The 25,841-nt window shown below is 45.5% G+C and carries 19 protein-coding genes, 2 tRNA genes and 2 rRNA genes; 4 read left to right on the top strand and 19 right to left on the bottom strand.

All coding sequences use genetic code 11. The features are described 5' to 3' along the window. Positions 1 to 34 precede the first annotated feature (34 nt). A complete protein-coding gene (locus tag OCU77_RS03155; protein ID WP_048899908.1) occupies positions 35 to 1,018 on the bottom strand; it encodes a TDT family transporter in 984 nt (327 codons plus the stop codon). A 166-nt stretch (positions 1,019 to 1,184) separates the two neighbouring features. Here OCU77_RS03155 and OCU77_RS03150 point away from each other — a divergent pair, with 166 nt between their 5' ends. Beyond that, positions 1,185 to 2,081 (top strand): LysR substrate-binding domain-containing protein, encoded by an 897-nt coding sequence (locus OCU77_RS03150; RefSeq protein ID WP_048899907.1) that lies wholly within the window; start codon positions 1,185 to 1,187, stop codon positions 2,079 to 2,081. Positions 2,082 to 2,102: 21 nt separating this feature from the next. On the opposite strand, the gene OCU77_RS03145 is transcribed toward OCU77_RS03150, so the two are convergent. Next, positions 2,103 to 2,789, bottom strand: a complete 687-nt coding sequence (locus OCU77_RS03145; protein WP_048899906.1) for a DNA-3-methyladenine glycosylase I — start codon at positions 2,787 to 2,789, stop codon at positions 2,103 to 2,105. An 81-nt stretch (positions 2,790 to 2,870) separates the two neighbouring features. On the opposite strand from OCU77_RS03145, the gene OCU77_RS03140 reads away from it, so the two are divergent. Together OCU77_RS03140 and dapD are read left to right on the top strand one after the other, a co-directional pair. Further along, entirely contained in the window at positions 2,871 to 3,173 is a 303-nt protein-coding gene (locus OCU77_RS03140; RefSeq protein ID WP_048899905.1) for a YebG family protein, read from the top strand. Between the two features lie 225 nt (positions 3,174 to 3,398). Beyond that, complete coding sequence (gene dapD, locus OCU77_RS03135) at positions 3,399 to 4,430, top strand: 2,3,4,5-tetrahydropyridine-2,6-dicarboxylate N-succinyltransferase (RefSeq protein ID WP_048899904.1); 1,032 nt, start codon at positions 3,399 to 3,401, stop codon at positions 4,428 to 4,430. A gap of 94 nt (positions 4,431 to 4,524) precedes the next feature. Here the strand turns inward: dapD and OCU77_RS03130 are convergent, their stop codons facing one another. The 13 genes from OCU77_RS03130 to OCU77_RS03070 form a co-directional block, all read right to left on the bottom strand. Beyond that, positions 4,525 to 4,854 carry a DUF2799 domain-containing protein gene (locus OCU77_RS03130; RefSeq protein ID WP_048899903.1) on the bottom strand — a complete coding sequence of 110 codons (330 nt, stop codon included), beginning with the start codon at positions 4,852 to 4,854 and terminating at the stop codon, positions 4,525 to 4,527. Positions 4,855 to 5,011: 157 nt separating this feature from the next. Next, positions 5,012 to 6,208 (bottom strand): multidrug effflux MFS transporter, encoded by a 1,197-nt coding sequence (locus tag OCU77_RS03125; RefSeq protein WP_048899902.1) that lies wholly within the window; start codon positions 6,206 to 6,208, stop codon positions 5,012 to 5,014. 238 nt (positions 6,209 to 6,446) lie between these two features. Further along, positions 6,447 to 6,752: a hypothetical protein gene (locus tag OCU77_RS03120; protein WP_048899901.1), complete on the bottom strand. Its 306-nt coding sequence runs from the start codon at positions 6,750 to 6,752 to the stop codon at positions 6,447 to 6,449. 117 nt (positions 6,753 to 6,869) lie between these two features. Then, entirely contained in the window at positions 6,870 to 7,664 is a 795-nt protein-coding gene (locus tag OCU77_RS03115) for an ABC transporter ATP-binding protein (RefSeq protein ID WP_048899900.1), read from the bottom strand. Between the two features lie 2 nt (positions 7,665 to 7,666). Beyond that, positions 7,667 to 8,746, bottom strand: coding sequence for a FecCD family ABC transporter permease (locus tag OCU77_RS03110; protein ID WP_107303078.1), 1,080 nt, complete (start codon positions 8,744 to 8,746; stop codon positions 7,667 to 7,669). Positions 8,747 to 8,936: 190 nt separating this feature from the next. Beyond that, entirely contained in the window at positions 8,937 to 10,082 is a 1,146-nt protein-coding gene (locus tag OCU77_RS03105; protein WP_084711843.1) for an ABC transporter substrate-binding protein, read from the bottom strand. 124 nt (positions 10,083 to 10,206) lie between these two features. Next, positions 10,207 to 12,141, bottom strand: coding sequence for a TonB-dependent receptor domain-containing protein (locus tag OCU77_RS03100; RefSeq protein ID WP_107303077.1), 1,935 nt, complete (start codon positions 12,139 to 12,141; stop codon positions 10,207 to 10,209). 203 nt (positions 12,142 to 12,344) lie between these two features. Continuing rightward, positions 12,345 to 13,052, bottom strand: coding sequence for a response regulator transcription factor (locus tag OCU77_RS03095; protein WP_048899899.1), 708 nt, complete (start codon positions 13,050 to 13,052; stop codon positions 12,345 to 12,347). 182 nt (positions 13,053 to 13,234) lie between these two features. After that, entirely contained in the window at positions 13,235 to 14,077 is an 843-nt protein-coding gene (locus OCU77_RS03090) for a sugar phosphate isomerase/epimerase family protein (RefSeq protein WP_107303076.1), read from the bottom strand. Continuing rightward, the gene (locus tag OCU77_RS03085; RefSeq protein ID WP_048899898.1) at positions 14,078 to 15,364 is read right to left on the bottom strand and encodes a DUF6005 family protein; all 1,287 of its coding nucleotides are present in this window, start codon (positions 15,362 to 15,364) and stop codon (positions 14,078 to 14,080) included. A gap of 10 nt (positions 15,365 to 15,374) precedes the next feature. After that, a complete protein-coding gene (locus OCU77_RS03080; RefSeq protein WP_048899897.1) occupies positions 15,375 to 16,646 on the bottom strand; it encodes an AMP-binding protein in 1,272 nt (423 codons plus the stop codon). A gap of 10 nt (positions 16,647 to 16,656) precedes the next feature. Then, positions 16,657 to 18,399, bottom strand: a complete 1,743-nt coding sequence (locus OCU77_RS03075; RefSeq protein WP_048899896.1) for an IucA/IucC family protein — start codon at positions 18,397 to 18,399, stop codon at positions 16,657 to 16,659. After that, positions 18,386 to 20,200 carry an IucA/IucC family protein gene (locus OCU77_RS03070; protein ID WP_244915188.1) on the bottom strand — a complete coding sequence of 605 codons (1,815 nt, stop codon included), beginning with the start codon at positions 20,198 to 20,200 and terminating at the stop codon, positions 18,386 to 18,388. Before OCU77_RS03070 ends, OCU77_RS03075 begins: the two co-directional genes overlap by 14 nt. Before the next feature lie 253 nt (positions 20,201 to 20,453). Here OCU77_RS03070 and OCU77_RS03065 point away from each other — a divergent pair, with 253 nt between their 5' ends. Further along, positions 20,454 to 21,797 (top strand): MATE family efflux transporter, encoded by a 1,344-nt coding sequence (locus OCU77_RS03065; protein WP_048899894.1) that lies wholly within the window; start codon positions 20,454 to 20,456, stop codon positions 21,795 to 21,797. A gap of 455 nt (positions 21,798 to 22,252) precedes the next feature. Here the strand turns inward: OCU77_RS03065 and OCU77_RS03060 are convergent. The 4 genes from OCU77_RS03060 to OCU77_RS03045 form a co-directional block, all read right to left on the bottom strand. Next, a tRNA-Asp gene (locus OCU77_RS03060) sits at positions 22,253 to 22,344 on the bottom strand. A 67-nt stretch (positions 22,345 to 22,411) separates the two neighbouring features. Beyond that, a tRNA-Asp gene (locus OCU77_RS03055) sits at positions 22,412 to 22,488 on the bottom strand. A gap of 66 nt (positions 22,489 to 22,554) precedes the next feature. Continuing rightward, positions 22,555 to 22,670 (bottom strand): 5S ribosomal RNA (rrf, locus tag OCU77_RS03050). Between the two features lie 127 nt (positions 22,671 to 22,797). Then, a 23S ribosomal RNA gene (locus tag OCU77_RS03045) occupies positions 22,798 to 25,689 on the bottom strand. Between the last annotated feature and the right edge of the window lie 152 nt (positions 25,690 to 25,841).

Here is a 25,841-nt window from a genome sequence, read left to right as displayed (position 1 = left end):
ATATAGATGGCTAATGATGTGTACAGCCCAAAACTTAAACTTGTTGTGACTGAAGTAGAGGCTGGAATAAACGGCTGATAGGACGGTAATGAGCAAGGTAGCGCAGCGCAACATAACTCACGATAACAGTCGCAATCACTAATTCAATTTGCCCCAATAAGAACACTTGCTGCACATATTCGTCACCAAAACCAAAGTTGGTCATCCAAGCTGCCGATTTAAATAATGCCGTTGCACTGATCACGATTGGGAAAGTAAAAGCGGCGTAACCTGCACTGAATGGCAAACGCAGTAAGCGATAAAAAGCCACATAAATCACAAAGGTCATCAATACCGCTATACCGATCAACAAACCAATCACCACAGGTGAAGGAACAGGTGTCACCGTTAGGTAACCCGCCAATGATAGGCTCGCAGGCGCCGCCATAATCGCAATCGTCGGTTTTGCGTTGTCATGAATTTCATGGCTGAAAATTAAACGGTAGATCATCAGTGGCAACATAACGGCATAGGCAACCATACCAAACACCAACAAACCTTGCGCTAAAGGTAATAACTCGCCGCCAGGAAACGCGACATCCGCAACTATGATACCAACAGGCGGTACAAACCAACTTGGTACCATGTGGTGTAATTCAAACTCTACCGCACGGTGATAAATAAAGAGTGCTAGAAACGCCACATGTAATGCCACGGCAAAGAGCCATAAGCCTTGGCTGAATACAGGGTAAAACTGACCTAACGCTTTCGATACCACCATGGTTGCCATTGCATAAGTAGGCACAACACTCCCCACGACTGGATGAGAAAGATCAGTCCATAGCATTTTTGGGTGGAAGATAAATTTAACGGTCAAAATCACAAGTAATACTGCCGCAATGCCCGCACCGATTTGTTGGCCCAAACCACCTAAATCGGCGACATTTTCCCAACACCAACCTAAACTGGCGATACCTAATGCTAGTCCTGCCATTGGGGTTGGTGCACCCGCAACTTTACGTTTTGTCGCTTTAATCATGACATCTCTCCACCAGCCATTTCATGGGCTGAGAACACATTCTGAACACAAAATGGAGTGTATCTAACTCTATTGTTTTATAATAACTGAATATATTTAACGTAAGGTTAAGTCATGCTTAACCCTATAACTTGCATTATATTAGCAACTTTTGTCGGGTAAGAATATGGCGCATCCCATCGCATTAAAACAACTGAATGTATTTGTCACTGTCGCCCAAGAAGGCACGATTACCGCTGCAGCAGAGAAATTATTTCTGTCAAAACCCGCAGTGAGCATGGCATTAGCTGAACTTGAAAAACAGCTCGATCACAAATTATTTGATCGCAATAACAACCGGTTAATCATTAACGAACAGGGCAAACGGCTATTACCTTTGGCCGATGAATTGCTTGCGCGCAGCCAAACCATCGAACAATTGTTTAATCAAACAGGGCCAGCAACAGGTCAGTTGCGTATCGGTTCCAGTGATACCGTTGGCAATCAACTCACGCCTTTTTTGCTGCGTGATTTTCGCCACTATGCTAAACATGATGATCAATCTTTGTTCATCTCGAATACCAGCCAGATCTGCCACATGCTAAGTGAATTTGAACTTGATGTCGGATTAGTCGAGGGCAAAGTACAGCAAGCCGATTTAGTGATTGAGCCTTGGCTTGCCGATGAAATGGTGGTTGTTTGCCATCCAAACCATCCACTCACTCAAATAAAGAATTTACAGATCTGCGATTTGGAGCATTCAGAATGGATTTTACGGGAGGCGGGATCAGGCACCCGAGAGTTTTACCTTAATCGTATTGCCCCGCGACTAGAGCATTGGCATCAAGCCTTTGAGCTCAACACGACAGAGGCGATTATCAACTGCTGCGCAGCAGGACTCGGTGTGACGTGCTTGTCTAAATTTGCCGTTCAGCACGCAGTTAACGATCACCGTTTGGTGATTTTGCCACTGCCGCTCGATATGCAGCGTCAGTATTGGCTGCTATACCACAAAGAAAAATACCAAAGCCCACTAATGGAAATGTTCTTATCCTTCGCGCAACAATGGCATTTTTCTCAATAGAGATAGAACCTTGCAACGCCCCTAGAGACGGTTATCACCGCAACTAAAGGCAATAATTTGGCTGATCTGACACAAAGGTCGGCCAGATTCTTGCTGCCAATCATTAAAAGCCGCTAATGTCGCTTGCTGGGATTTTTTGGTATCACGACCACCATCAATCACCCCGATATTACGTAAATAAGCCTCAACATCCCCACTCAAAATAAAGGTGTCTTTCCCCATAATACGCAGTGTATAGGGGCCCGTATTACCACCAAGTCGCTTGCCGTTTTTCTTAAGGTACTGCCATAACCCAATAATATCTTCAGAAGGCCACTGTGCCACCATATTGGCAAACGAGCCATATTCACAGGCCGCTTGGTGGATCATACGGGCATTTTCAGGAATGGTCATGACTTTGCCTAAGTGACGAATAATCGCAGGATCGGTTGCTTTTCGTTCCCACATTTCCGTTGGCATCAAGAGCATTTTTTCGATATCAAAACCGAAGAACACTTCTTCAAAATTGGGCCACTTTGCTCGTACCACTTTCCAGCTCATGCCCGATTGAAATACTTTTTGGCTAAAGGCAGCCAGCCAGCGATCATCTGGGATCTGCTGAAGTTGCTCTGGCGAAAGTGCGACAGATAACAGGCTCTCAAGGGCTACATCGCCCCCTTTTCGTTCTGCCGCTCTTGCATAAATCTGATCAAATTTTTCTCGCACCATCACATAACACCGCTTATCACTGGACATAGCCCTTGATGCTACTGTATAAACAGCCAGTAAATCAATTCGGAGAGGGTGACCATGGCTGTTATCGTCAAATATGTGGTTGAGCGCAACGGAGAAGAAAAGATGACTTTCACCTCTAAGTCCGAAGCCGACGCATACGACAAAATGTTGGATATGGCTGACGAAATGTTTGCTTTACTTGGTGAAAGCGAACTATTCGAAGACGAAGCAAAGCAAGAAGAGCTATCTATGTTCTTGGCGCAAAAGCGTGAAGAAGTACTCGTAGCACTGGGTGCAAAAAAAGCAAAAGCTGCCCCAAAAAAGAAAGTGGCTAAACCTGAAGTTGTAGAAGATGCACCTCAGGAAGATGCGGCTTAATTTTTACTTTTTGTACATATCCTAAAAACCTCCTTCTGGAGGTTTTTTTATGACGATAATTTCACTTCATTTAGCTCGCTTCGCCCATTTTTATCAGATCTACGTCATTTTTCACTGATTGCCCTCTCCCCCCTTCTATATTCTGACAACTCACTTTATGATGAAGGTAACGATATATAGACGAATTTAGTGCTATGGCACTTACGAAATGGAGAACAATTCAATATGGCTAGCTTTTCTCTTGCCTTAGGTACTGCAACGAAAAACCGTGACGGTAAAATCATCGAAGCATTTTTCCCAAGCCCTGTTTTAAACCCAACAGATGCTTTGGTTGACGCAGTAGCCGCTGTGGTTGATTACAAAGAAGGCAACCAAGCGATTGAAATCACTCCTGCTCAGTGTGCTGATTTACAAGCAGCTTTCGCTGCAGCCAGCGACGACAAGCATGCACAATTTGCCGCTAAAGCAGCAAACTCTTCACAACCGCTTGTGGTTGTTATTCTTGCAACCGATGAAGCGCCAACGTCTGTTTCTGAAGCCTTCCTGAAGCTACAACTGATCTCTCACCGTTTAGTGCAGCCACACGGTGTTGTTCTGGATGGCGTATTTGGCCTTCTACACAATATCGCATGGACTAACCAAGGCCCTATCGATCTACCAGAATTAGCCGATCGTCAAATTGAAGCTCGCCTAAACGGTGAAGCATTAACTGTCGATTGTGTCGACAAATTCCCTAAAATGGTTGATTACATTGTCCCTGCTGGTGTGCGTATTGCTGATACATCACGTGTACGTCTTGGCGCCCACGTTGGTGAAGGTACAACCGTTATGCACGAAGGTTTCATCAACTTCAATGCAGGTACGACTGGTGTAAGCATGGTTGAAGGCCGTATTTCTGCAGGTGTAATGGTCGGTAACGGCTCTGACATCGGTGGTGGTGCATCTATCATGGGTACGCTTTCTGGTGGCGGTAAAGTCGTGGTTTCTATTGGTGAAAACAGCCTACTTGGTGCTAACGCAGGCCTTGGTTTCCCACTGGGCGATCGTTGTACGATTGAATCTGGCTTATACGTAACGGCGGGGTCTAAAGTTCGTATGCTTGATGCATCTGGCCAAGAGGTAGAAGTCGTAAAAGCACGCGATCTTGCCGGTAAACCTGATCTTCTGTTCCGTCGTAACTCAGTAACAGGCCAAATTGAATGCCTAACGAACAAGAGTGCGGTAGAGCTAAACAGTGAGCTTCACAGCAACAACTAATTCAAATTATCTTCCATAAGATATATATGACAAAGGCTGCCAATGGCAGCCTTTTCTATTTATAGCGATCTTTGAGAATACAGCTTTTTAATTACTAATAACCACGCCCAGTTAAACCATAGCTACTTGATTCTGAAGTACACTCATTTAAATAATCGGCATTCACGACCGTCGCCACCGATTGACGCCCCGAACAATAGTCAAAACGCCCTTTTAAATACCCTGCGCGATATTCTTCGTATTCAGTTTCACTCAACGCCCCTAAATCAACCAAGCGCTTCTCATTGAGTTCACGGTATCCTTGCTCACCGTGGTAAGCCCCGAGTGCCTGCCAGTTTTTTTCTTCTGTCAGGCCGCTTTCATACGGGGATGTACAAGCTGCTAACCATAGGATCATTCCTGCTGCTACTATCACTTTCATCATACTTGCATCCTCTGCCACTGAGGCTTTGCCACATCATTGTTATAATATGAATCCGTATTATGTGAACCGCTCTTTAGCGCACGAGAAAACGCCTCGTACCATTAAAGGCTACAATAAGTATGGTCGAAATCACTCAATCTGACAGAGCAAGTTGCCTTTAATTCAGTGCGGCAGCCGCTTCTCTCCCACTGGCAGAATGGCTGCCACTGTAAATCAAAGCTAAGCCAACGATAGCAGCACCAAACATCACCAAACCTAAATGCCAGAGCTGACTAATCCCAATGTGCAATAGAAAGCTGCTGATCAAAGATGCGATGATCATTTGGCAGGCGCCAGATAGTGCCGACACAGTGCCAGCTTTCTGGGCGTAAGGCATTAACAGCAGTGATTGTGCACAAGGAAAGGCCATCCCATTGGCCATCGCCAATAGAAAGTGCCCACTACTGACAGTAATAGGGGAAAGTGGAGCAAAAATAAAGATAGCCCCTGACACAACATGAATGAGTGGCGTCAATTGTAAGACTCGCATCGTGCCTAATAGCGGCCGAACTCGCTGACACAATAAGCCACCGCACAATAAACCAATTGCAGGGATCATTGCCCAAAGTGCGTATTCATCAGAGTCCATGCCTATTTGTACCTGCATGATAAAAGGCATTAAAGAGATCGACACCACGACCAAGGTAAAATTAACCCAACCTATTCCTGCGAAGCTCATAAAATGACGCTCACGCAGCAAAGAGAAATAGGAAAATGCCAATACAGAAACAGACTGTGGCCGCGAAGTTACCGCCAATGTCTCTTTAAAGAAAAAGATCAGTATTAACCAAATACAGCTGATATAAGCCAAAAGTAAAATAAAGACACTCTGCCAGCCTAAATAGTGGTTCACCATGCCGCCAATAACAGGGCCAATGATGGGTGTGAAAGCGGCAACAATTGAAACCCATGTCATGGCCTTTACAAAACTTTGATTCTGGTAGCTATCCCGCATGGTTGCACGTGCTAATACACCCACACTGCCTGCGCCAAACCCCTGCATGATTCGACCTGTTAGCAAGCCAGAAAAATTGTCACTCTGACAAACAGCCACCACTAAACCCAATATCGCAATTGACAATCCAGCTAATAACACAGGCCGACGGCCAAACACATCAGATAAAGGTCCGTATATTAATTGGGAAGAACCAAACATCAGCAGGTACCCCGAAACTAAAAGCTGAGTTTGATCTGTGGTGATCGCAAGATCTTGTGCGATCCAAGGCAATGAAGGAAAAACCAATCCAAGGCTTAGCTGCCCAATACTGACGATTAAGCACGCTAGTAATAAAGGCTTCCAGTTAAACGCTTCCATCCAATACCTCCACCTCACGAATAGTTATTCTATTATGCATTGATAGTGATTAAAGGATTAGCAGCGCGAAAATAAGAAATACTTTCCTATCTGGAAACAATAAACAACAAAGCCGAGGCAAGGCTCGGCTTTGTTAGTAAACAGTTGTTATATAAAGATTCTTCGACGAGTAAGCTAGGTCTCACTTCACAGGGTGCTAGCGATACTAGCCCTTCGCTGACCCGTTACGACCACAGCTTTAATCGTGTTTTTTAATACAATAGGTCAATGGGTTCTTCAGTGAAAACTTGCTGCCAGTAGTTTGCACATTCCCTTTTTTCAATGCCACCAAGATTTCACGGTGCACTTTGATAATAGAAAAAAAGCGAACCACCATAAAAACAATAAAAGCAGGCATCAGCACTTGTGCCATAGGTGCTGATTGCAATACGAAGTCATTCAATAGCCAAACCGCGAGCATGAGCAACATCAAATACAGTGAATGTGGCTTAATCACAATGTTTACCTCTGTTTCAGATTCACTGCGCTCATAAAAAAACGTCATACTTACCTCAGATCATAGCCTTATTTCAGCTTATAACCCTCTCATATTGAGAAGGAAATGTACAAACACAGCCAGTAATCAATCGTTACAGCGCGTAACAAACACAATTTCACGTATTCACGTATTCACGTTCATTGATGTCGATAACGCTTCATCCACCAGCACAATGGGGTAACCTTTCGAACACTTTTCAACCCGACCACGAATGCCATACGCTTGCTGTAAAATATCAGGGGTCAATACTGATTTCGGCTCCCCCATCGCCAGTAGTCCATGTGGGCCTAACACTAATAGTTGGTCACAAAAACGTAGGGCTAAATTAATATCGTGAATCGCGACAAGGCCAATCGCTTGGCATTGTTGGATCTCTTGTTTCACAGTTTGCAACACGCTAATTTGCCAATGTAAATCAAGTGCGCTGGTCGGCTCATCCAGCAAGAGTAACTGAGGTTCACGGATCAATACTTGCGCCAAACCAATCATTTGCCGCTGTCCACCCGATAACTCACTCAAACGTTTAAACGCTAAATGGCTGATCCCTAATTTGGAAAAAGTGTGTTCAATCATTTGCTCAATATACGACTTACTTAATTCAGGCTTCACCGCCCGACAAGCACTAAAAGCGATCTCATAAGCAACGAGGCTGGTTGCTTGTGGCAAGGTCTGTGGCAAGTACCCCATACACCTAGCACTCTGTGCCACCGCCATCTTATCCACGCTCTCACCGTTTAATGTCAGCTCTCCATGGAAAGGTAACAAGCGTGCCATTGCACGTAATAATGTCGATTTACCCACTCCATTAGGGCCAAGTACAGCGACTAAGCTTCCTGCTGGTATTGAGGGCAATGAGAGGCTCTTAATTATCGGGGTATTGCGATAACCCACGCTGAAATTATCCAGTAATAACGACATGGCTACACCCTCCCTTTTTGCGACAATATCAAGCTCATAAAGAATGGAATACCAATCAAGGCCGTTACTATTCCTATCGGTAAAATCACACCTGTGACTAAGCTTTTGCTAGCAATGGAAGCCAAGGATAAAAGTAACGCCCCAGCAATCGCGCTACCAGGCAAGAAAAAGCGATGATCTTCACCTAACAGTATTCTAGCTATATGCGGGCCGACTAAACCAACAAAGCCAATTTCACCCACAAACGCAACAGCAACGGCAGTGAGTACACTGACCCGTAACAACACCATTAAACGCATACGCTCGACACGAATACCAATGCTACGGGCCTGATCTTCGCCTGAACGGATCGCCGTCATCGCCCATGCTTGGCGCAAAGACAGTGGAAAACAAATAACCAAAACCGCAGTAACAACCAAGACCTTATCAATACTGGCTCGCGCTAAGCTCCCCATCGTCCAAAATACGATTTGCTGAAGTGCATTACTATCCGCAATGAACATCAACAGGCTCACCATAGCGTTTAATGCAAAGAACAAGGATATGCCAAATAGGATCACAGTATTAACCGACGCCCCTTGGCTGCGTGATAAGATCACCACCAGCAGTGATGCCGCCAGAGCGAATAAAAAGGCAAATAATGGCAGGACAAAATTGAAACCAAACGGTAACCAACGCCAATCAAATAAAATGGCAACGGCCGCCCCCAATGATGCTGCAGCACCAATCCCTAAAGTAAATGGACTTGCCAGTGGGTTATTCAAGGTGGTTTGCATTTCAGCCCCAGCTAAACCTAATGCAGCACCAACGACAACAGCCATCAGGGCATAAGGGATCCGTACATCAAAAATAATCACTCGCTCTACCGCATCGAGACTGTCAGGGGCCGTTAATGCTTGCCAAATTACATCTATCCCCAAATGAGATGGCCCCGTTGCCGTATCGAAAGCCCAAGCGATCACTAACGCTAATAACATACTGCTCAGCAAGAGCGTCCGTTTAAAGACAAATCGTCGATAACGCTGAGACAGTGAAAGCGCCGCTTCCTCTTTCGAAGTCGCTGATACCAACTGAGTATCCATAAGTGTTCCTTTTCTTCTCATGACAGGCCATTTACCTACAGCGTTTTCCAACCAACAAAAACGCCAAACCGGAGTCACCAATTTGGCTTCTCCGGCACAGTGCAATTCACAATAATTAACGGCGACAGTCGCTATTGTTCAGTACCATCGCTGTCATTAAATCTCACTCTATCGTTTTAAAATCAGCATCCTACAATGCCATCCAATAGGTACCGTTAAATGAAACGGGCTGATAGCGCTGATAAAGTGTTCTCAATGTTTGCTCTGGCTCTAGCTGGGCAAAGGTGATGGGATAAGCCCATTTAGCAAAGGTTTGTACAGCGACAATATTAAGCGGAGTATTGTAGAAATGATGCCAAATTGAATAAGCGCGTTTGTTTTGTACTGCCGTTAACTCTTTTAGTGGGGCTTGCTGAGTGATCAATGCTAGCGAATGGTGCGCCGTTGTTTTATCGATACTGGTACCCAATACAATAAATTGCGGTTCTTCTTTTTGGGTTTCAGTCGAGCCAATGGCCGTACCAATATAAAGATCAGGCTGGTGTGTTAATAAATACTCTTGATTCATCACCCCAACCGAACCCGGTATTAATGGTAAAGCGATGTTCTTAGCTCCAACAAAATCGAGCATTTGTGCCACCATGCCGCGCGCCATGGTTTCACAGCACTCGCTACTTAAGCCCACTCGACTATGTAAAAAAACACTGGGCGACGGCTTATCTTTTAATGCAGCGAGTCCCTGTTCAACTTTGGCTAATTCAGCATTATAAAAATTTATATAGTCTGTTGCTTGCTGTTCACGCCCTAGCACTTTCCCCATAATCGCTAAGCTTTTGGTGGTATTTTTCATCGGATTTTTACGAAAATCGATAAACACCACCGTCACACCAGCTCGCTCTAAAATCGCGATAATGTCACTATTTCGTGCACTCGGGCCATGCCCCTCCACACCAAAAATAGCGACATCAGCTTTCAGCGCTAGCGCTGTTTCTAAGCTAAAAGTATCCGAAGCACCTTTACCAAATAGAGGGACTGTGTCTATTTCAGGAAAAGCGGCTTGATATTGCTGGTAAGTATCTGGGTCAACAATTTTTAGATCCCCCATCATCCCTGCGACACGGGAAAACAGTTTATCGCCTTCTAAAATGGCTAAAGCCGGAATGTAACGACTTTCACCTAATAAGATTCGGTTTACCTGCTTAGGTAAGACAACCTCACGCCCCGCTAAGTCCACAAGGGTATCAGCCGCCACAGCACGACAAGTCATCACGCTGACCAAGATAACGAACACCCCCATAACGCCTGCACGCCATCCTATTCTTTTTTTACGGTTCATCCTTTTCCCTTCTCTTTCTTTCACTGTATTCGAGCAGCTTGGCTGCAAACTCAAGTACTTCTATTTTTTATAATTAGATAAACGCAAAAAAGAGGAGCCAAGCTCCTCTTCGTATTTCGCACCATTAAAATGCGTATGACGCACTCACGCGAATATCACGGCCTGCCTCAAGCGTTCCTTGGGCAATATCACCATTGTTGCCATAGCTGGCATGATCACGATAAGCCTTATCCAGCAAGTTTTTCACCGCCAGTGTTAGCTTAAGATCATCATTTGTCAGTGGTAGCCATTGGGCATAAATGTCATGAACAGCATAACCCGCCTTTTCATCATAGCCCGTTGCTACATCCGTTAAACGCTGAACGTAGCGGCCGTTATAACCAATTTCTACACTATCAAGCACTTGATAATTAACATCAGCGACCCAAGTATCCCCAATCGCAGTACCTATCCCTTTGGTATCATCATTAAGTGGCTGGCCATTTAACTCAGGACGCGAGCGGTTATAACTCAGCCCCGCACGAACAAGATCCCACTGATAGCCAGCACGAGCGGTAAAGCCTTTAGTTTCTAGCTCACCAAGGTTGGTCAGCTCACGAGGTTTCGTCTCGGTTTCACCAACCACATCTTTTACTTTCGTGATATAACCCACTGCCGATAGGCTTAAACCATTGTTATGCCAGTTAATGCCAAGCTCCGTATTTTTCGCCCGCTCTTCTTTACGGTCTGCGCTACTTTTAGCGCCATCGAGCTTAAATATTTCACGGATCTGCGCACCACGAATCGCCTCTGCGTAACCAGCATGAAGGTTTAAACCCGATACAATTTCATAATTCAAGCCGATGTTAGGACTAAAGCCACTGTGTTTTAGACTCGATCCTTTTGATTCATCTAATGTGTATTTGTCGTAGCGCCCACCGACAGTTAGTAATAAGGCTTCCATCAACTGAAAGTCACCTTGTAGATAAGCACTCGCGACTGTCCCTTCATCTTTATCCGAGCCATAAATTGGGCTGCCTAACGACCCCTCATCGCTACGGTATTCAACACCATAGGTAAGCTGATGATGGCCCAGCGTGCTGGTGTTACGAAGGTCTCCACCGTAACTTTTTGCATCACCAAGGTAGTCCCCCCAAGGGCCTTCAATATGATTCAGCGAAGTATCGGTATTATATAAAGTGACATCCAAAGCGACCCAATCATTGCGACTAGGGTCAAAGGTGTAATTAGCCGTAATGGTTTCGCGGATCATTTCTTGATTGATAGGTGCATTTTTCTTACTAGGCACCCATTGTGGTCGGTGATATCGAAAAGCTTCATCTTCACGGCGATCGTAACTAAGCGTTAGCTTTTGCGAATCGGTAATATCACCAACAAGCTTTAAGAAGCCAACTTTGTTTTCCGCTTCCGTATAGGGCTGTTCTTGGCCATTACCATCGGTAAAATTGCCATGATCGCTATATGAAATTGTCGCTAATGCACTGATTTTATCTGTCAGGTACCCATAACCACTGACACTGGCTTTATAGCCTTTCGTATTATCGTAATAGCCCCCTTTCACCAAGGCACCGTATCGTTCGCCATTACGAAGTAAATCTTCAGGATTTTTGGTTTTGAAGCGAATGGTTCCCCCCAGCGCACCCGGTCCATTGGTTGCGCGACCAGCCCCTGCTGCAACTTCAACTTGTTGAAGCAACTCAGGTTCAATGGATAATCGGCCTTGGTGATGATAAATATTGCCCGATTGCGTTGCGCCATCAATAGTGACATTGAGCATGTTATCTTCTAAACCACGAACATAGATTTTCTGCGAGACACTCGAACCACCACCAATAGAGACTTCAGGATCGGCACGAAAGATGTCACTTAAATCATTCGCTTGGCGTTTATCTAATTGATCTGCATCGATCACGACTTCGGTCATTTGTAACGGATTCCCCGTCACCACTAGGGTTTCATGATTCGCGTCTGGGCTTTGAGCAGCAGTCGTACCACTGATAAATGCAGCAGAAATAGCAAGAGTAAGCTGAGAGAGGTTTAATGTACGGCCATGTATCATTTTATCATTCCAACAATAATGAGAACTATTATCAATTTAAGCTATTCTCTATAGTTGGGAGGTTGCTGTAAACGGTTTTTACAACTGTTACAAGCCAAGTTAAAACATTAAAAATCAAATAGATACAAAGAAGCCTTCATGACAATAAACTTGCCATGAAGGAAGAAAAGAAATGTTATTTTTACACTTAGGATTCACTCGAACTAAGCGAAACGATACCCTTTACCATGCGAGGTTTGTAGGCGCTCGGCAGACATGCCCGCAGCCACCAGCTTTTTACGAACGCGACTTAAGTGCATATCTAGGCTACGATCATAAGGGCTAAACTCTCGTGCTAAGACCTGACGGTATAAATACGATTTACTGAGAACCTCTGCGGGTTGTGACACCAAAGTCCATAGTAATTTAAACTGAATGGGGGTCATTGAGATAGATTGCTCATTGACAGTAACACTTAAACGCTGGCGATCCATTTTCAGTTCACCGACCACGAGCTCATGACGTTTTTCAGGCGACACGGTATCAGTATTAAGCCGCCGTAAGATTGCCATCGCACGATACACGAGCTCTTTTAGCGGACGCTGTTGCGTTATGTAGTCATCTGCACCATGCATGAAGCCATTCATACAATCTGCCATTTGATAATGAGCCGCGATTAAGATAATCGGAATACCGGTGAATTGGCGACAACGTTTAAGTAATGTTAACCCTGACATTTCTGGTAACTGCATTGATAAAATAATTAAATCAATGCCACCTTCAGCGACAACGCCCTGTACTTCGTTACCTGCCGAGCATCGGCGTACCACAAAGTTTTCAAGCCAAAATTGCTCGCTGATCTGCTGACTTAATCCTTCATTGGGTTCAACAATCAGCACAGTCATCGAGTGCTGTCTAATCCTTGATGCCATGAAATTCCCTGCCTGACTTTAATTACCGCTAATGAATGTAGTTATAATACTCTCGCACCCAATTGATAATGATTACCAATTAGATTGTAAGCATTAAACTACTTATGCACCGAATATGCAATCACTAACACATAAACTTTGCGTCATAAGTCATAACTTTTGCAACAAATCACCAACACTCTTTAGACTGCCAAAACCGAATCTAAACTTATGTTTTTAAAGTAAAGTTCCAACTTTTTTTTATCATGTAATAGCGTCTTTTTTACATCATGTCCAAACCACTCCAAAGATGCTGAAACCGAAGGTTTATTCGCAACCCCTTGTAAAAAAGCGTTATAGTCGAGCGCCCCATTGAATAAAGGCACCATGCCTTGCCGAGTCCCAGCTGGTGAATAAACATTTTCAGGGCTAAAAACAGACAGTTGCTCTCGTGATTGAATATTCTTCAAATGATAATGACCAATATGCTCAATCACTTGCCGATGAAACGCCACGGGATCCGCCCCTGCCTCCCACACGTGCAGCGTATCAAAGTTCAGTTTCAAGGCTGGATGGTTCACTTCTTCCAATAAACGTAATGTTGATGTTGGCGTATCAGCCAAGGTGTTAGGATGAGTTTCAACCAACACATCAAGCCCACTCTCTGCAGCATACTGACAGATATCTCGCAAACGCAGTGTCATTTGTTGACGCTGTACGGCATCAACATCATCACTGGCTTGATGGCCAGCAAAAGTACGAACTTTCCCTGTTTGCCAATAATCTGCTAAACGGCAAATATGGGCACACTTTTGATTGGCAGCATGGCGATCACCGACAAGGGGTAAATAATCACTCAGCATGGATATTGATAACCCCATATCTTGCAGCCACTTCGCATCATATTGTGGCTGATGCTCTAAGCCTATCGCGTGTACTCCCCACAACTCGATACCATCAAAAGCATGTGTGCGTGCCCACTCTGCCAAATTTTCTAGTGATACGAGATGATGCCGAAATGAAATCGTACATATAGATAAATGCATCTAACCCTCCTTTGCCGCACTCATTAGCGGTAAGTCATTTAACTCGCACCAGTCTTGGTACACCTCATACAAACGTCGCTTTATTGTATTTTCTGTGCGGTTTTGCTTATCTAATAAGGTATCAATACGCTTCACTAACGCCATGTCCTTGGTTTCCGCAAGTTTCATGATCTGATATTGAATTCGAGAGTAAGTCTGGATGAGATCTTCAATAACATCGCACCAGTTTTCAAAGTCATCATCATTCAATCCCAATGCACGCCAAAAGAAAGCCAACCCATGCTCATAAGCATATTTACGCACTGCGATGACGCGAATTTCACGTACAGCAAATGTAAGCTGCTCTAAGGTTAGTGATTTATCTTCATCAAGATGTGCATGCACTATGGTGCGAATAGCGGCCGTCAGAGGATTCGCATCTGGCAAAAAACATGCAATAAAGTAGGCTTGAATATCACGATTACAAGCTGGTTTCGCATCCTTCTCATCAAACCAATAGCCGCCAGCAACTGTCGGCTGAATGATGGCATTCACAATTCGCTGCGTCGGTAGTTCTCCTTCCCAACGAAAGTCAGGATCAGACATATATAACCGCTCTGGATCTGCGGTGTGTTGTAACATCACATAATGAGGGAAAGGGTTTTGGCTGAATTTATTATCACGCTCAGGTAACTGATACATGTCCAGCATCACCATTACATGTTGTGTTGCCTCTTTCTCGGTCAGTAACGACATTAAGCGATCAACGTTGGTCGCTTTAGAAGCGGTTTCCTCATACCACGGCTGTACAGCTACACCATACAAGCGCTGGTACCAGGCACGAAAAGAATGATGATCAATATCGGAGGAGTGGTAACACAATTGATAATGCTCATTAATGGTAAATTCCGCATCCCAAACGCCAAAGTAAAAAGGACGATGATCGATACTGGCACGTTTTAACAATTCACAGACGCAGCTAACAAAACAATGCACTTTCACATCTTCAAACTCTTGCTGTGCCGGTGGCTGCTCCTTGATTTCATTAGCCAGCTGCGCGTTATCTACGCGAGCTAAAAAATCCGCTAAGCTAGCAACTGTGGCATAATCATGCTTTGATAAGTTCCCATCGGGTACGGATAAACCAAGATCAAGCTCTAAATGTAATATCAGCTGCAGCGTCAACACTGAATCAAGATACAAATCTTCATTGAGACGGGCCGTTTCAGTAAATGCCGCTAAATGTACGCTTTGCATGTTTTCCCTAAGCACTTTTTCTATTGCGTTCACAATCGCATCACGAGTCATTTTACGCTCCTTACCCTAGTGCAGGGATTGCAATCCCACGCTCAGCTAATGCTTTACGGCTAATTTTTCCGTTCGCTAATTTTTCAATATGCTCGACTTGTTCAATATCAACGGGCAGTTGAAAAGACGCTAGACGCGTACTACACCAATGACGAATGCGGCTAGGTTCTAGCCTCTCTGAAGCGATAAACTGTAAGCACACCCTATCACCAGCAAGCGAGTCGTGACGCTTGAAGATCACGGCCTCACTGACTTCAGGCAACTCCATTACGACATCTTCAACATCTTTGGGGTAAACATGTAGACCTGCGACATTTATGGTGTCATCCAAGCGTGATACAAAACACAAAACGCCTTGCGCATTGTAGTAACCGAGGTCATGTGTATGGATACTTCGGCCATCAGCTGTAATTTTAATTTCAGCAGGTGTATCGCGACTTTCTCCCGCCTCGACAATGAGGTGAGGTAATGGGTAACCCAGCTGATCCGCGCCTTGTGTATCCGCATTCACGGCAATACAGCCAACTTCAGAACAACCATATTGCTGAAAAACATGGTCTGTTTTCGTTTTCAATGCCATGAACCACTCTTGCGGGATCACGGTACCAGAGGTCATCACGGCATGGATACGTGCTGTAGATGGGTACAACTTCACCACAGATTGAATTAGTGTTGGTGATGAATACAGCAAAGGCTTTTCTGTTGTAAGCAGCTTTTTGATCAGATATTTAGGATTAATATTACTAATAATAACGGGCTTGAGACCCCGTTTTAGCGCAACCAACACACCCGCGATCAAGCCATAAGAATGCGTAATTGGGCAGGCAATTAATGGCGTCATTGTATTTGGCTGGGTAAATGTCACGACATAACTGGTTAGCTCTTTCTCGATCATTTCCCAGCTGCGAGTAATCACTTTCGGCTCGCCCGTTGTTCCTGAGCTCGTTTGCACCAATACAGGCTGAACATCATTATCACTAGGATCTATGGTTTGCCGCGTCAGCACCATACAATGTTCACCGCTTTCAATCAGCAGATAATGGCACTGCGCCCTATCCGCTAAACGTTTTGCTGCTAACCGTGGGGTTTGCGCATAAATAGGATACAAAGAGCCACCTTGGGCTTTTACGTATAAACATAGTGCTAACCAATAAGCAGGATCGCTACAGCACACAGCGATACGTTTTCCTTGGCACTGTCCAAGCACAGGGTGATCAGAAAAAGTAGCATAAAGATCATCAAAATAATGCTGACCGTAATAGTCGTCATTTACGTAAATCATACAATCCTTGTTATTTGTCACATAAGGTTAAAATATTAGGAATCGCGTGATGGCACTCATCGCGAGAAGCCGCAAGTTTTCGCGTCATCAGCGATTCCGTCATAATGTGTGTGGTGTCGTAATGCAGACAAGCAAGGCGAGTAGCAAGTTCTGGATGCTGTATGGCATAACGCTTCAAACACTGGTTGACCAATGCCCAAAAAGCGCTTTCCTCAAAGTGATAGTGTGTTTCGATCAAGTACGAAACTTCTGTCAGATTAAATACAAAGAGCGTATCCATGACTAACTCTCGCAGTAATTCAACCGAACTCATCTCATAATAAAGATCGGGCGGAGCATCTTGATATAAAGGGCTTAATTCAGGAAAATCAGGTAACTGAGTGGGGTCCGCAAGAAAATCAGCGTGGTATTCAACACTCTCATGAAAGTCACGCACCATCAGACGCTCTGGCCACCCATCTTGGTGCACTAACACCATGTTCTGACCGTGAGCTTCCAACGCAACACCATGTTTCACCAACATATGCCACACAGGTGTGATAGCAACCTCAAACAAGCGTATTAACCATGTGGCTAAACCATACTTTTCAACCCAATCGCTAATAAAAGGTAAGCCATCACGCTCTATCATCATCAAGGCATTAAATGGGATCGCTTGCTGATTCGGTGCCAACTGGCTCTGGACACTTTCACGGAAAATCACCCCAAGCTGACCATCGGCTGGGGCTTGATTCAACGCACATTCAGGAGGCTGAAAGTGAATGCCGGCATACTCTTTGAGTGCTACCAAATGTGTTAATTCGGGATCACTCGCCACAATATTAGCTATCCACTCTGATATAGCAGGTGCACTGCAAATCGAGTGTGGTTCTAATGTGCGACGAGAAGAGGTATTCACCATATTCATCGGTAACTTAATATGGGCTTTTAACGGATCACTCACGTTCATTAAAGTGCGGACTGATTGAGTTGCACGATAAGCATCCCCTAGCTCACCAAGGTCAATCACGCTTTTGTTACGCTGGGCATCAAGAAGCCATGCTTGTTGCAGTTGCTGCCATTGCCAAGGGTGGATAGGCACTAAACCATAGGACTGCCAATCCCCTTGGTGTTGTGCAAGCAGCTGCGTTAATTGATGCCAATGGCGCTCGCCTAGTTCTTGCAGCCAGAAAGAGACAGGATCCAGTGGCAATTGTACGTTAAGGTAGCTCTGTTTCACGGCCAGCCAACGCAGAGAAAATGTTTGCCCCGCTTCAGGCCCATAGCTTTGATGATCATCTAAACTAAACCCAGTTCTCGCCTTAAAAGAGGGATGATAAGGATGACCTTCATCAAGGCTGGTTTCTAATTGGCTGTAATCACAACAGCGACGCGATAACACCATTGGCAGGTATTGTGTGTTCCATAAACACAAGGCGATCGTTTGTTGAAACTCATCATCCATAGCCGTTTTTACTCGAAAGCTTGTCGGCAAATCTTGCATGACATCGGTTAATGTCGGCTTGTTAAAATCAGAAGCCTGTGGATTTAACCTAAACTTCAATGAAGCAATATCAATACGAATGCGACCAAACGCCCCTTCTCTTCCCTCAACGGAATAATAATGCTCCCGCATCTGCCAACGAAAACAACATGTCTGTGCAGCAACCTCTTCACGAGTCACTGAAACGCATGCCTCAAATAATAATGCTTCGATTAACTGACGTAACACACGTAGCTCTGGCGATAAGCACGCCATCTTAGGCAATGGCATACTGTTTCTCCTTTGGCTCGGTTGTTAGAGAGGCCTTCGCCAATGGGTTGCTAAATTGGGTATATATCGCCTGCTCATTCTCTACAGTTAACTCATCAATATCATGCAACCGTGTCAGTAAGTTCGCTTTGCTAGGAATAAAATCTCGACTTAATAAACTATCGACAAAGCGGTACCCAGCCCCCGTTAAGCTTGTTTTTAATGCCATTAATCGCTGTTGAGCAAATAGCAGCAGTGTCGTTTCATCAATCAAACCATCCGCACCAAACCGACCAATAATTGAAAACAAGTGATTCACCATCAGGTAATAAGAGAAGCGATCAACAATCACCTGATCATCAAAATAAAGATCATGCACAGTGGCTGAACTGGGTTCGAGTGATTCAAGGTAGGTACGGTAAGCCGTCGATAGGTAAAACCCTTGATTATCACGAAAGTAGTAGGTGTCGGGGTATAAATCCATCAAAGCTATTACGCTGTTTTGCTGGTGTGCCTCAAGCGCGATACCGTGTTCGTCGTATAAGCGGATCATAGGATCTATCGCACAATCCCAATATCGCGCAAACCATTTCATACTAACTTGTGCCAGCGAAGCTGCCGTTTTCTCTACGAGGGTGGTGATGATGTCATGTAATAATGATTGCTGCCCGGGTAAAGGATCTTGTGTGAGGGCTGCTATGGTGACAGTATTTTCATCACGACCTTGTTGGAAAGGGTTATCACGAATAATGACTTCAAAGCCACTTTCAGAGTAACCAGGTAAATCAACCGTAATATAAGCAGGATCACTGACAATCTGAAAACTTGGATAACGGCTAGAAAAGCCTGTTTTATGATACAAACTAGCCATCACAACACCAGCCTCTAACTCATGACGTTTATTCACTCGAAGCGAATTGGTAATTTTGATTGGCAGTGAAAACTTATACATCCATGGAATAACAGGATTATAGAGTGAACGTACCGATGAGGTTGCAGTGAAAGACACGCCGTGCAAACCGCAATTGATAATGCGATGTTGCGATATCAATGCCATGACATGAGGTTGATGTAATAGCCATTGCGCCTGGATTGGGTGCATAGGCAAAATAACATAATCGGTGGCTTCAGCATCCTCTAGCGCTAGAGCTTCAACAGCCAGTGACTGTTGAATAATATCTTCAGCCGATAGTGATATTGCTGAGCGTTGGCACACGAGTGAACGTTCCACCTTAAAATAGTGGAGCATAAACTCGCCTTTCTGCTCAGGGGCATATAGTCGATGGTGATAATCCACCATACCTTGTCGACTTTTAGGTGTCGGATGCTGCCAATGACCAAACAATAATGCCTGCTCTGCATCAATGAAGCGGGTACTTTTCAGTAAAGGATCTGCGTGACGCTCAGTGATGTAACGCGCCATGATTTGTTCACTATCAATAATGCGCAGTACCAACTCTCGTTCTTTTCGACTCACAATAATAGGATCGGCATCGAGTGCTGAGTAGATCTCTCGCACTAACATAAACACAGCGTTCAGAGGTGTCTCTTGTTGCCACCCATGATTGCGTTGAAGCCATATGTCACCAAAACTATGTCGACCAACATTTGTTTTGTAGCTGACTTCAACCGCCAGTTTGCCTTCAAGGTGCGTCAAAGGAACTTCAACAACCCACAATCCTTCTCTCTCTGGCTGCTTTTTCGAACAATTATTCAGCTTTTGATACCACACGTTAGCCTGACTCCAATGACCTTGGTCAGCCTCTCGCAAGTAACAATTCATAAAAGCTTGAAAGGATGCATGTTCCGCTATGTTTTTCACACTCAAGCTCATTATCCTTCTACCTTAACAACCACCTAAGCCATATTTATAGTCCGCTCAGCGTGCCTGTTTTCCAACTCAAACACGTAACAGGGGAGATGATATTTGATGATATTGATTCTCATTTCAACACAAGTTACGTTTGTTACAAGGAAGGTTGAGTGTGCTTCAAAAGCAAGTTCAGCAGGCTAGTCTCCGATCGATAACTTAAGCACTATGGATGCATGATGCTTAAGTTCATGGATTGCTCCTTATGACGACACCTTATAATCGCGCCTTAGATGGAGCGGTACTACCGACCTTCTTTTATTACGCAATTCCGTCACTTTTTGGATTACTCGCTATCTCAACGGCTGGTGTCGTTGATGGTATTTTTGTCGGACGTTATTTAGGAGCGAATGCATTAGCGGCCATCAACCTATTGATCCCCTATTTCACCTTTATGTTTGCTATCGCCTTAATGGTCGCGATAGGCGGCTCTGTAGTTGCAGGTAAACACTTAGGCGAAAAAGACAACGTCAGTGCTAACGCTATTTTTACCCTCTCCTTACTGGCTATCCTCGCCTTTACCCTTGTGATGGCAATATTCAATATGTTTTTTCATTCAAAAATATTTGTCTTGCTCGGTGCGCCGCCAGCATTACATAACGAGATGTATCGTTATCTCTCCGTGATGTCATTCTGCTTCGTGATCCAACTGTCAGGCATGGTGTTGTATTACTTTATTCGAACGGATGGCAAACCTATGCTAGGAACTATCGCCTTACTGGTGGGCGCAGCAACGAATATCGCACTAGACGCATTCTTTTTAGGATACCTAAGGTGGGAAATTGAATGGGCCGCATGGGCAACAACCTTGGCACAAACAGGGCAGTGCCTGATCTTGCTTAGCTTTTTTTGTCACAAAGATCGGCAATTACACCTTACGCATACCGCATTAAAGATCTCGACTCTGATGCAAGCGCTATACAATGGCGTATCAGAATTCATCAATGAAATAGCAGTCGGGGTGGTGATATTTACTGTTCACTGGCTACTGCTTCGCCATTCAGGTACAAATGGAGTGGCTGGCTTTGCGGTAACTAACTATCTGCTATTTGTTGGTACTATGATTTTCTATGGGGTGATCGATGCTGTTCATGTGTTGATCAGCCAAAATTTTGGAGCAAAACAGCACCTTCGCGTTCAGCAAGTAATGGTAACATCAAGTATGACTGTTCTTTCAGTCAGCCTAGGTATGGTTACCCTCGCTTGGTTTTTACCGAGTTATATTACCGCTTTATTTCTCGATGATATAAATGACTCAGCAAGCCAACATGCCATGCTATTTATAAATCTTATTTGGCCATGCTTTATTTTCAGCGGATTAAACCTGCTCTTATCCGCGTATTTCACAGCTATCCAACAGCCTCGTCAATCCGCCTATATTGCACTATGCCGTGGGCTATTCTTACCCGTAGGCTTACTCCTTATTTTCGTTATGCTCAACACACCTTGGCACTTTTTAGTTGCTCTTCCTGTCGCTGAAGCCATGACCTTCGTTTTTGCTTTAACGCTTTACAACAAGCAACTTCCAAAGCAATTACAGTTTGTTTAGCACGCAGGCATACCAAAATAAGAAGTTAGGCATAAATTTCAGACGTAAAAAAGCCCAAGTCGTACTTTCTTATTTGCGAACAAAGGGGGCTTAGTATAAATGGCGGGGCGGACAGGACTTTATATAGATAAACTGCCACACCAAAAATCAGCGCGCCCCCGGCGTGACAGGCCGCTGCCTTCAAGGTAAAGAGGCTAACCAACTGAACGACCGCTTCCGCGTCATGATTCGCCAAAGTACAAATGTAAAAAAGCCCGAGTCGTAAGACTCGGGCTTAGTATAAGTGGCGAAACGGACAGGACTTCCCACACCGAAAATCAGCGCGCTCCCCGGCGTGACAGGCCGCCGCCTTCAAGGTAAAGAGGCTAACCAACTGAACGACCGCTTCCGCGCCATGATTCGCCAAAGTACAGATGTAAAAAAGCCCGAGTCGTAAAACTCGGGCTTAGTATAAGTGGCGGAGCGGACGGGACTCGAACCCGCGCCCCCCGGCGTGACAGGCCGCCGCCTTCAAGGTAAAGAGGCTAACCAACTGAACGACCGCTTCCGCGTAATGATTCGCCAAAGTACAGATGTAAAAAAGCCCGAGTCGTAAGACTCGGGCTTAGTATAAGTGGCGGAGCGGACGGGACTCGAACCCGCGACCCCCGGCGTGACAGGCCGGTATTCTAACCAACTGAACTACCGCTCCACACGGTGATAAACAGTAATCTGTCTATCCGATACACGTCGTTCAATACGTATATCTAAATTTGAAGCCTGGCGATGACCTACTCTCACATGGGGAGACCCCACACTACCATCGGCGCTATTACGTTTCACTACTGAGTTCGGCATGGGATCAGGTGGGTCCATAATGCTATGGTCGCCAAGCAAATTCGGGTTATTTACCGCCGTCAGGCGATAAATACAATCTGGGAAAATCTAACTAGCGTTTACAATTTCGTTCAAACACGTCATTCAAGTGCTTATGGAGTCCGTAAAACCCCTTGGGTGTTGTATGGTTAAGCCTCACGGGCAATTAGTACAGGTTAGCTCAATGCCTCGCAGCACTTACACACCCTGCCTATCAACGTCGTAGTCTTCGACAACCCTTTAGAGACCTTAAAGGTCTAGAGATGACTCATCTTGAGGCTCGCTTCGCGCTTAGATGCTTTCAGCGCTTATCGATTCCGAACGTAGCTACCGGGCAATGCGATTGGCATCACAACCCGAACACCAGCGGTTCGTCCACTCCGGTCCTCTCGTACTAGGAGCAGCCCCTCTCAATCATCTAACGCCCACGGCAGATAGGGACCGAACTGTCTCACGACGTTCTAAACCCAGCTCGCGTACCACTTTAAATGGCGAACAGCCATACCCTTGGGACCGACTTCAGCCCCAGGATGTGATGAGCCGACATCGAGGTGCCAAACACCGCCGTCGATATGAACTCTTGGGCGGTATCAGCCTGTTATCCCCGGAGTACCTTTTATCCGTTGAGCGATGGCCCTTCCATTCAGAACCACCGGATCACTATGACCTGCTTTCGCACCTGCTCGAATTGTCATTCTCGCAGTCAAGCGGGCTTATGCCATTGCACTAACCTCACGATGTCCGACCGTGATTAGCCCACCTTCGTGCTCCTCCGTTACTCTTTGGGAGGAGACCGCCCCAGTCAAACTACCCACCAGGCACTGTCCGCACCCCCGATAAGGGGGCGACGTTAGAACATCAAGCATACAAGGGTGGTATTTCAAGATTGCCTCCACCCCATCTAGCGACGAGGTTTCAAAGGCTCCCACCTATCCTACACATGTAGGGTCAATGTTCAGTGCCAAGCTGTAGTAAAGGTTCACGGGGTCTTTCCGTCTAGCCGCGGGTACACAGCATCTTCACTGCGATTTCAATTTCACTGAGTCTCGGGTGGAGACAGCGTGGCCATCATTACGCCATTCGTGCAGGTCGGAACTTACCCGACAAGGAATTTCGCTACCTTAGGACCGTTATAGTTACGGCCGCCGTTTACCGGGGCTTCGATCAAGAGCTTCGACCGAAGTCTAACCCCATCAATTAACCTTCCGGCACCGGGCAGGCGTCACACCGTATACGTCATCTTTCGATTTTGCACAGTGCTGTGTTTTTAATAAACAGTTGCAGCCACCTGGTATCTGCGACTCCCTACAGCTTAGAGAGCAAGTCTCATCACCGTGAGGAGCGTACCTTCTCCCGAAGTTACGGTACCATTTTGCCTAGTTCCTTCACCCGAGTTCTCTCAAGCGCCTTGGTATTCTCTACCTGATCACCTGTGTCGGTTTGGAGTACGATTACGTATAACCTATCGCTTAGAGGCTTTTCCCGGAAGCATGGCATCAATGACTTCATCACCGTAGTGACTCGACATCAGGTCTCAGCCTTAAGATAGTCCGGATTTGCCTAAACTATCAGCCTACACCCTTGAACTTGGACGACCGTCGCCAAGCCCACCTAGCCTTCTCCGTCCCCCCATCGCAGTTATAAGCAGTACAGGAATATTAACCTGTTTCCCATCGACTACGCCTTTCGGCCTCGCCTTAGGGGTCGACTTACCCTGCCCCGATTAACGTTGGACAGGAACCCTTGATCTTCCGGCGAGGGAGTTTTTCACTCCCTTTATCGTTACTCATGTCAGCATTCGCACTTCTGATACCTCCAGCAGCCCTTACAGACCACCTTCAACGGCTTACAGAACGCTCCCCTACCCAATATGACAAGTCATATTGCCGCAGCTTCGGTGTATAGCTTAGCCCCGTTAAATCTTCCGCGCAGGCCGACTCGACCAGTGAGCTATTACGCTTTCTTTAAATGATGGCTGCTTCTAAGCCAACATCCTGGCTGTCTGAGCCTTCCCACATCGTTTCCCACTTAGCTATAACTTTGGGACCTTAGCTGGCGGTCTGGGTTGTTTCCCTCTCCACGACGGACGTTAGCACCCGCCGTGTGTCTCCCGGATAGTACTTACTGGTATTCGGAGTTTGCAAAGGGTTGGTAAGTCGGGATGACCCCCTAGCCTTAACAGTGCTCTACCCCCAGTAGTATTCGTCCGAGGCGCTACCTAAATAGCTTTCGGGGAGAACCAGCTATCTCCAGGTTTGATTGGCCTTTCACCCCTAGCCACAAGTCATCCGCTAATTTTTCAACATTAGTCGGTTCGGTCCTCCAGTAAGTGTTACCTCACCTTCAACCTGCCCATGGCTAGATCACCTGGTTTCGGGTCTAATCCTAGCAACTATGACGCCCAGTTAAGACTCGGTTTCCCTACGGCTCCCCTAAACGGTTAACCTTGCTACTAAAATTAAGTCGCTGACCCATTATACAAAAGGTACGCAGTCACCCAACAAGTGGGCTCCTACTGCTTGTACGTACACGGTTTCAGGTTCTATTTCACTCCCCTCACAGGGGTTCTTTTCGCCTTTCCCTCACGGTACTGGTTCACTATCGGTCAGTCAGGAGTATTTAGCCTTGGAGGATGGTCCCCCCATGTTCAAACAGGATATCACGTGTCCCGTCCTACTCGTTTTCACTAATAATGCGTTGTCGGTTACGGGGCTATCACCCTGTATCGCCAAGCTTTCCAGCTTGTTCACCTAACGCAAGACTAGCTTAAGGGCTAATCCGATTTCGCTCGCCGCTACTGTCGGAATCTCGGTTGATTTCTCTTCCTCGGGGTACTTAGATGTTTCAGTTCCCCCGGTTCGCCTCGTTACGCTATGTATTCACGTAATGATAACTGCTTATGCAGTTGGGTTTCCCCATTCGGAAATCCCAGTCTCAAGTGATTTTTACTATCTAAACTGGGCTTATCGCAAGTTAATACGTCCTTCATCGCCTCTGACTGCCAAGGCATCCACCGTGTACGCTTAGTCACTTAACCATACAACCCCAAGGGGTCTGTATGTTCAAACAACCAAGGTTGTGTGTCTGATAAGGACACAAATTGGTTTTTCGCCGGACTCGTTATTTTCATTTCCACTTTTAAAAAAGTGAAGACAAAAACCAAGACACTTGAATGTGTGTTGTTTTGAG

This window comes from Photobacterium swingsii, from assembly GCF_024346715.1.
GTDB classification, from domain to species: Bacteria; Pseudomonadota; Gammaproteobacteria; order Enterobacterales; family Vibrionaceae; genus Photobacterium; species Photobacterium swingsii.
Note: the sequence above shows the minus strand (reverse complement) of the source record. Positions and strands in the feature narration are given on the sequence as shown.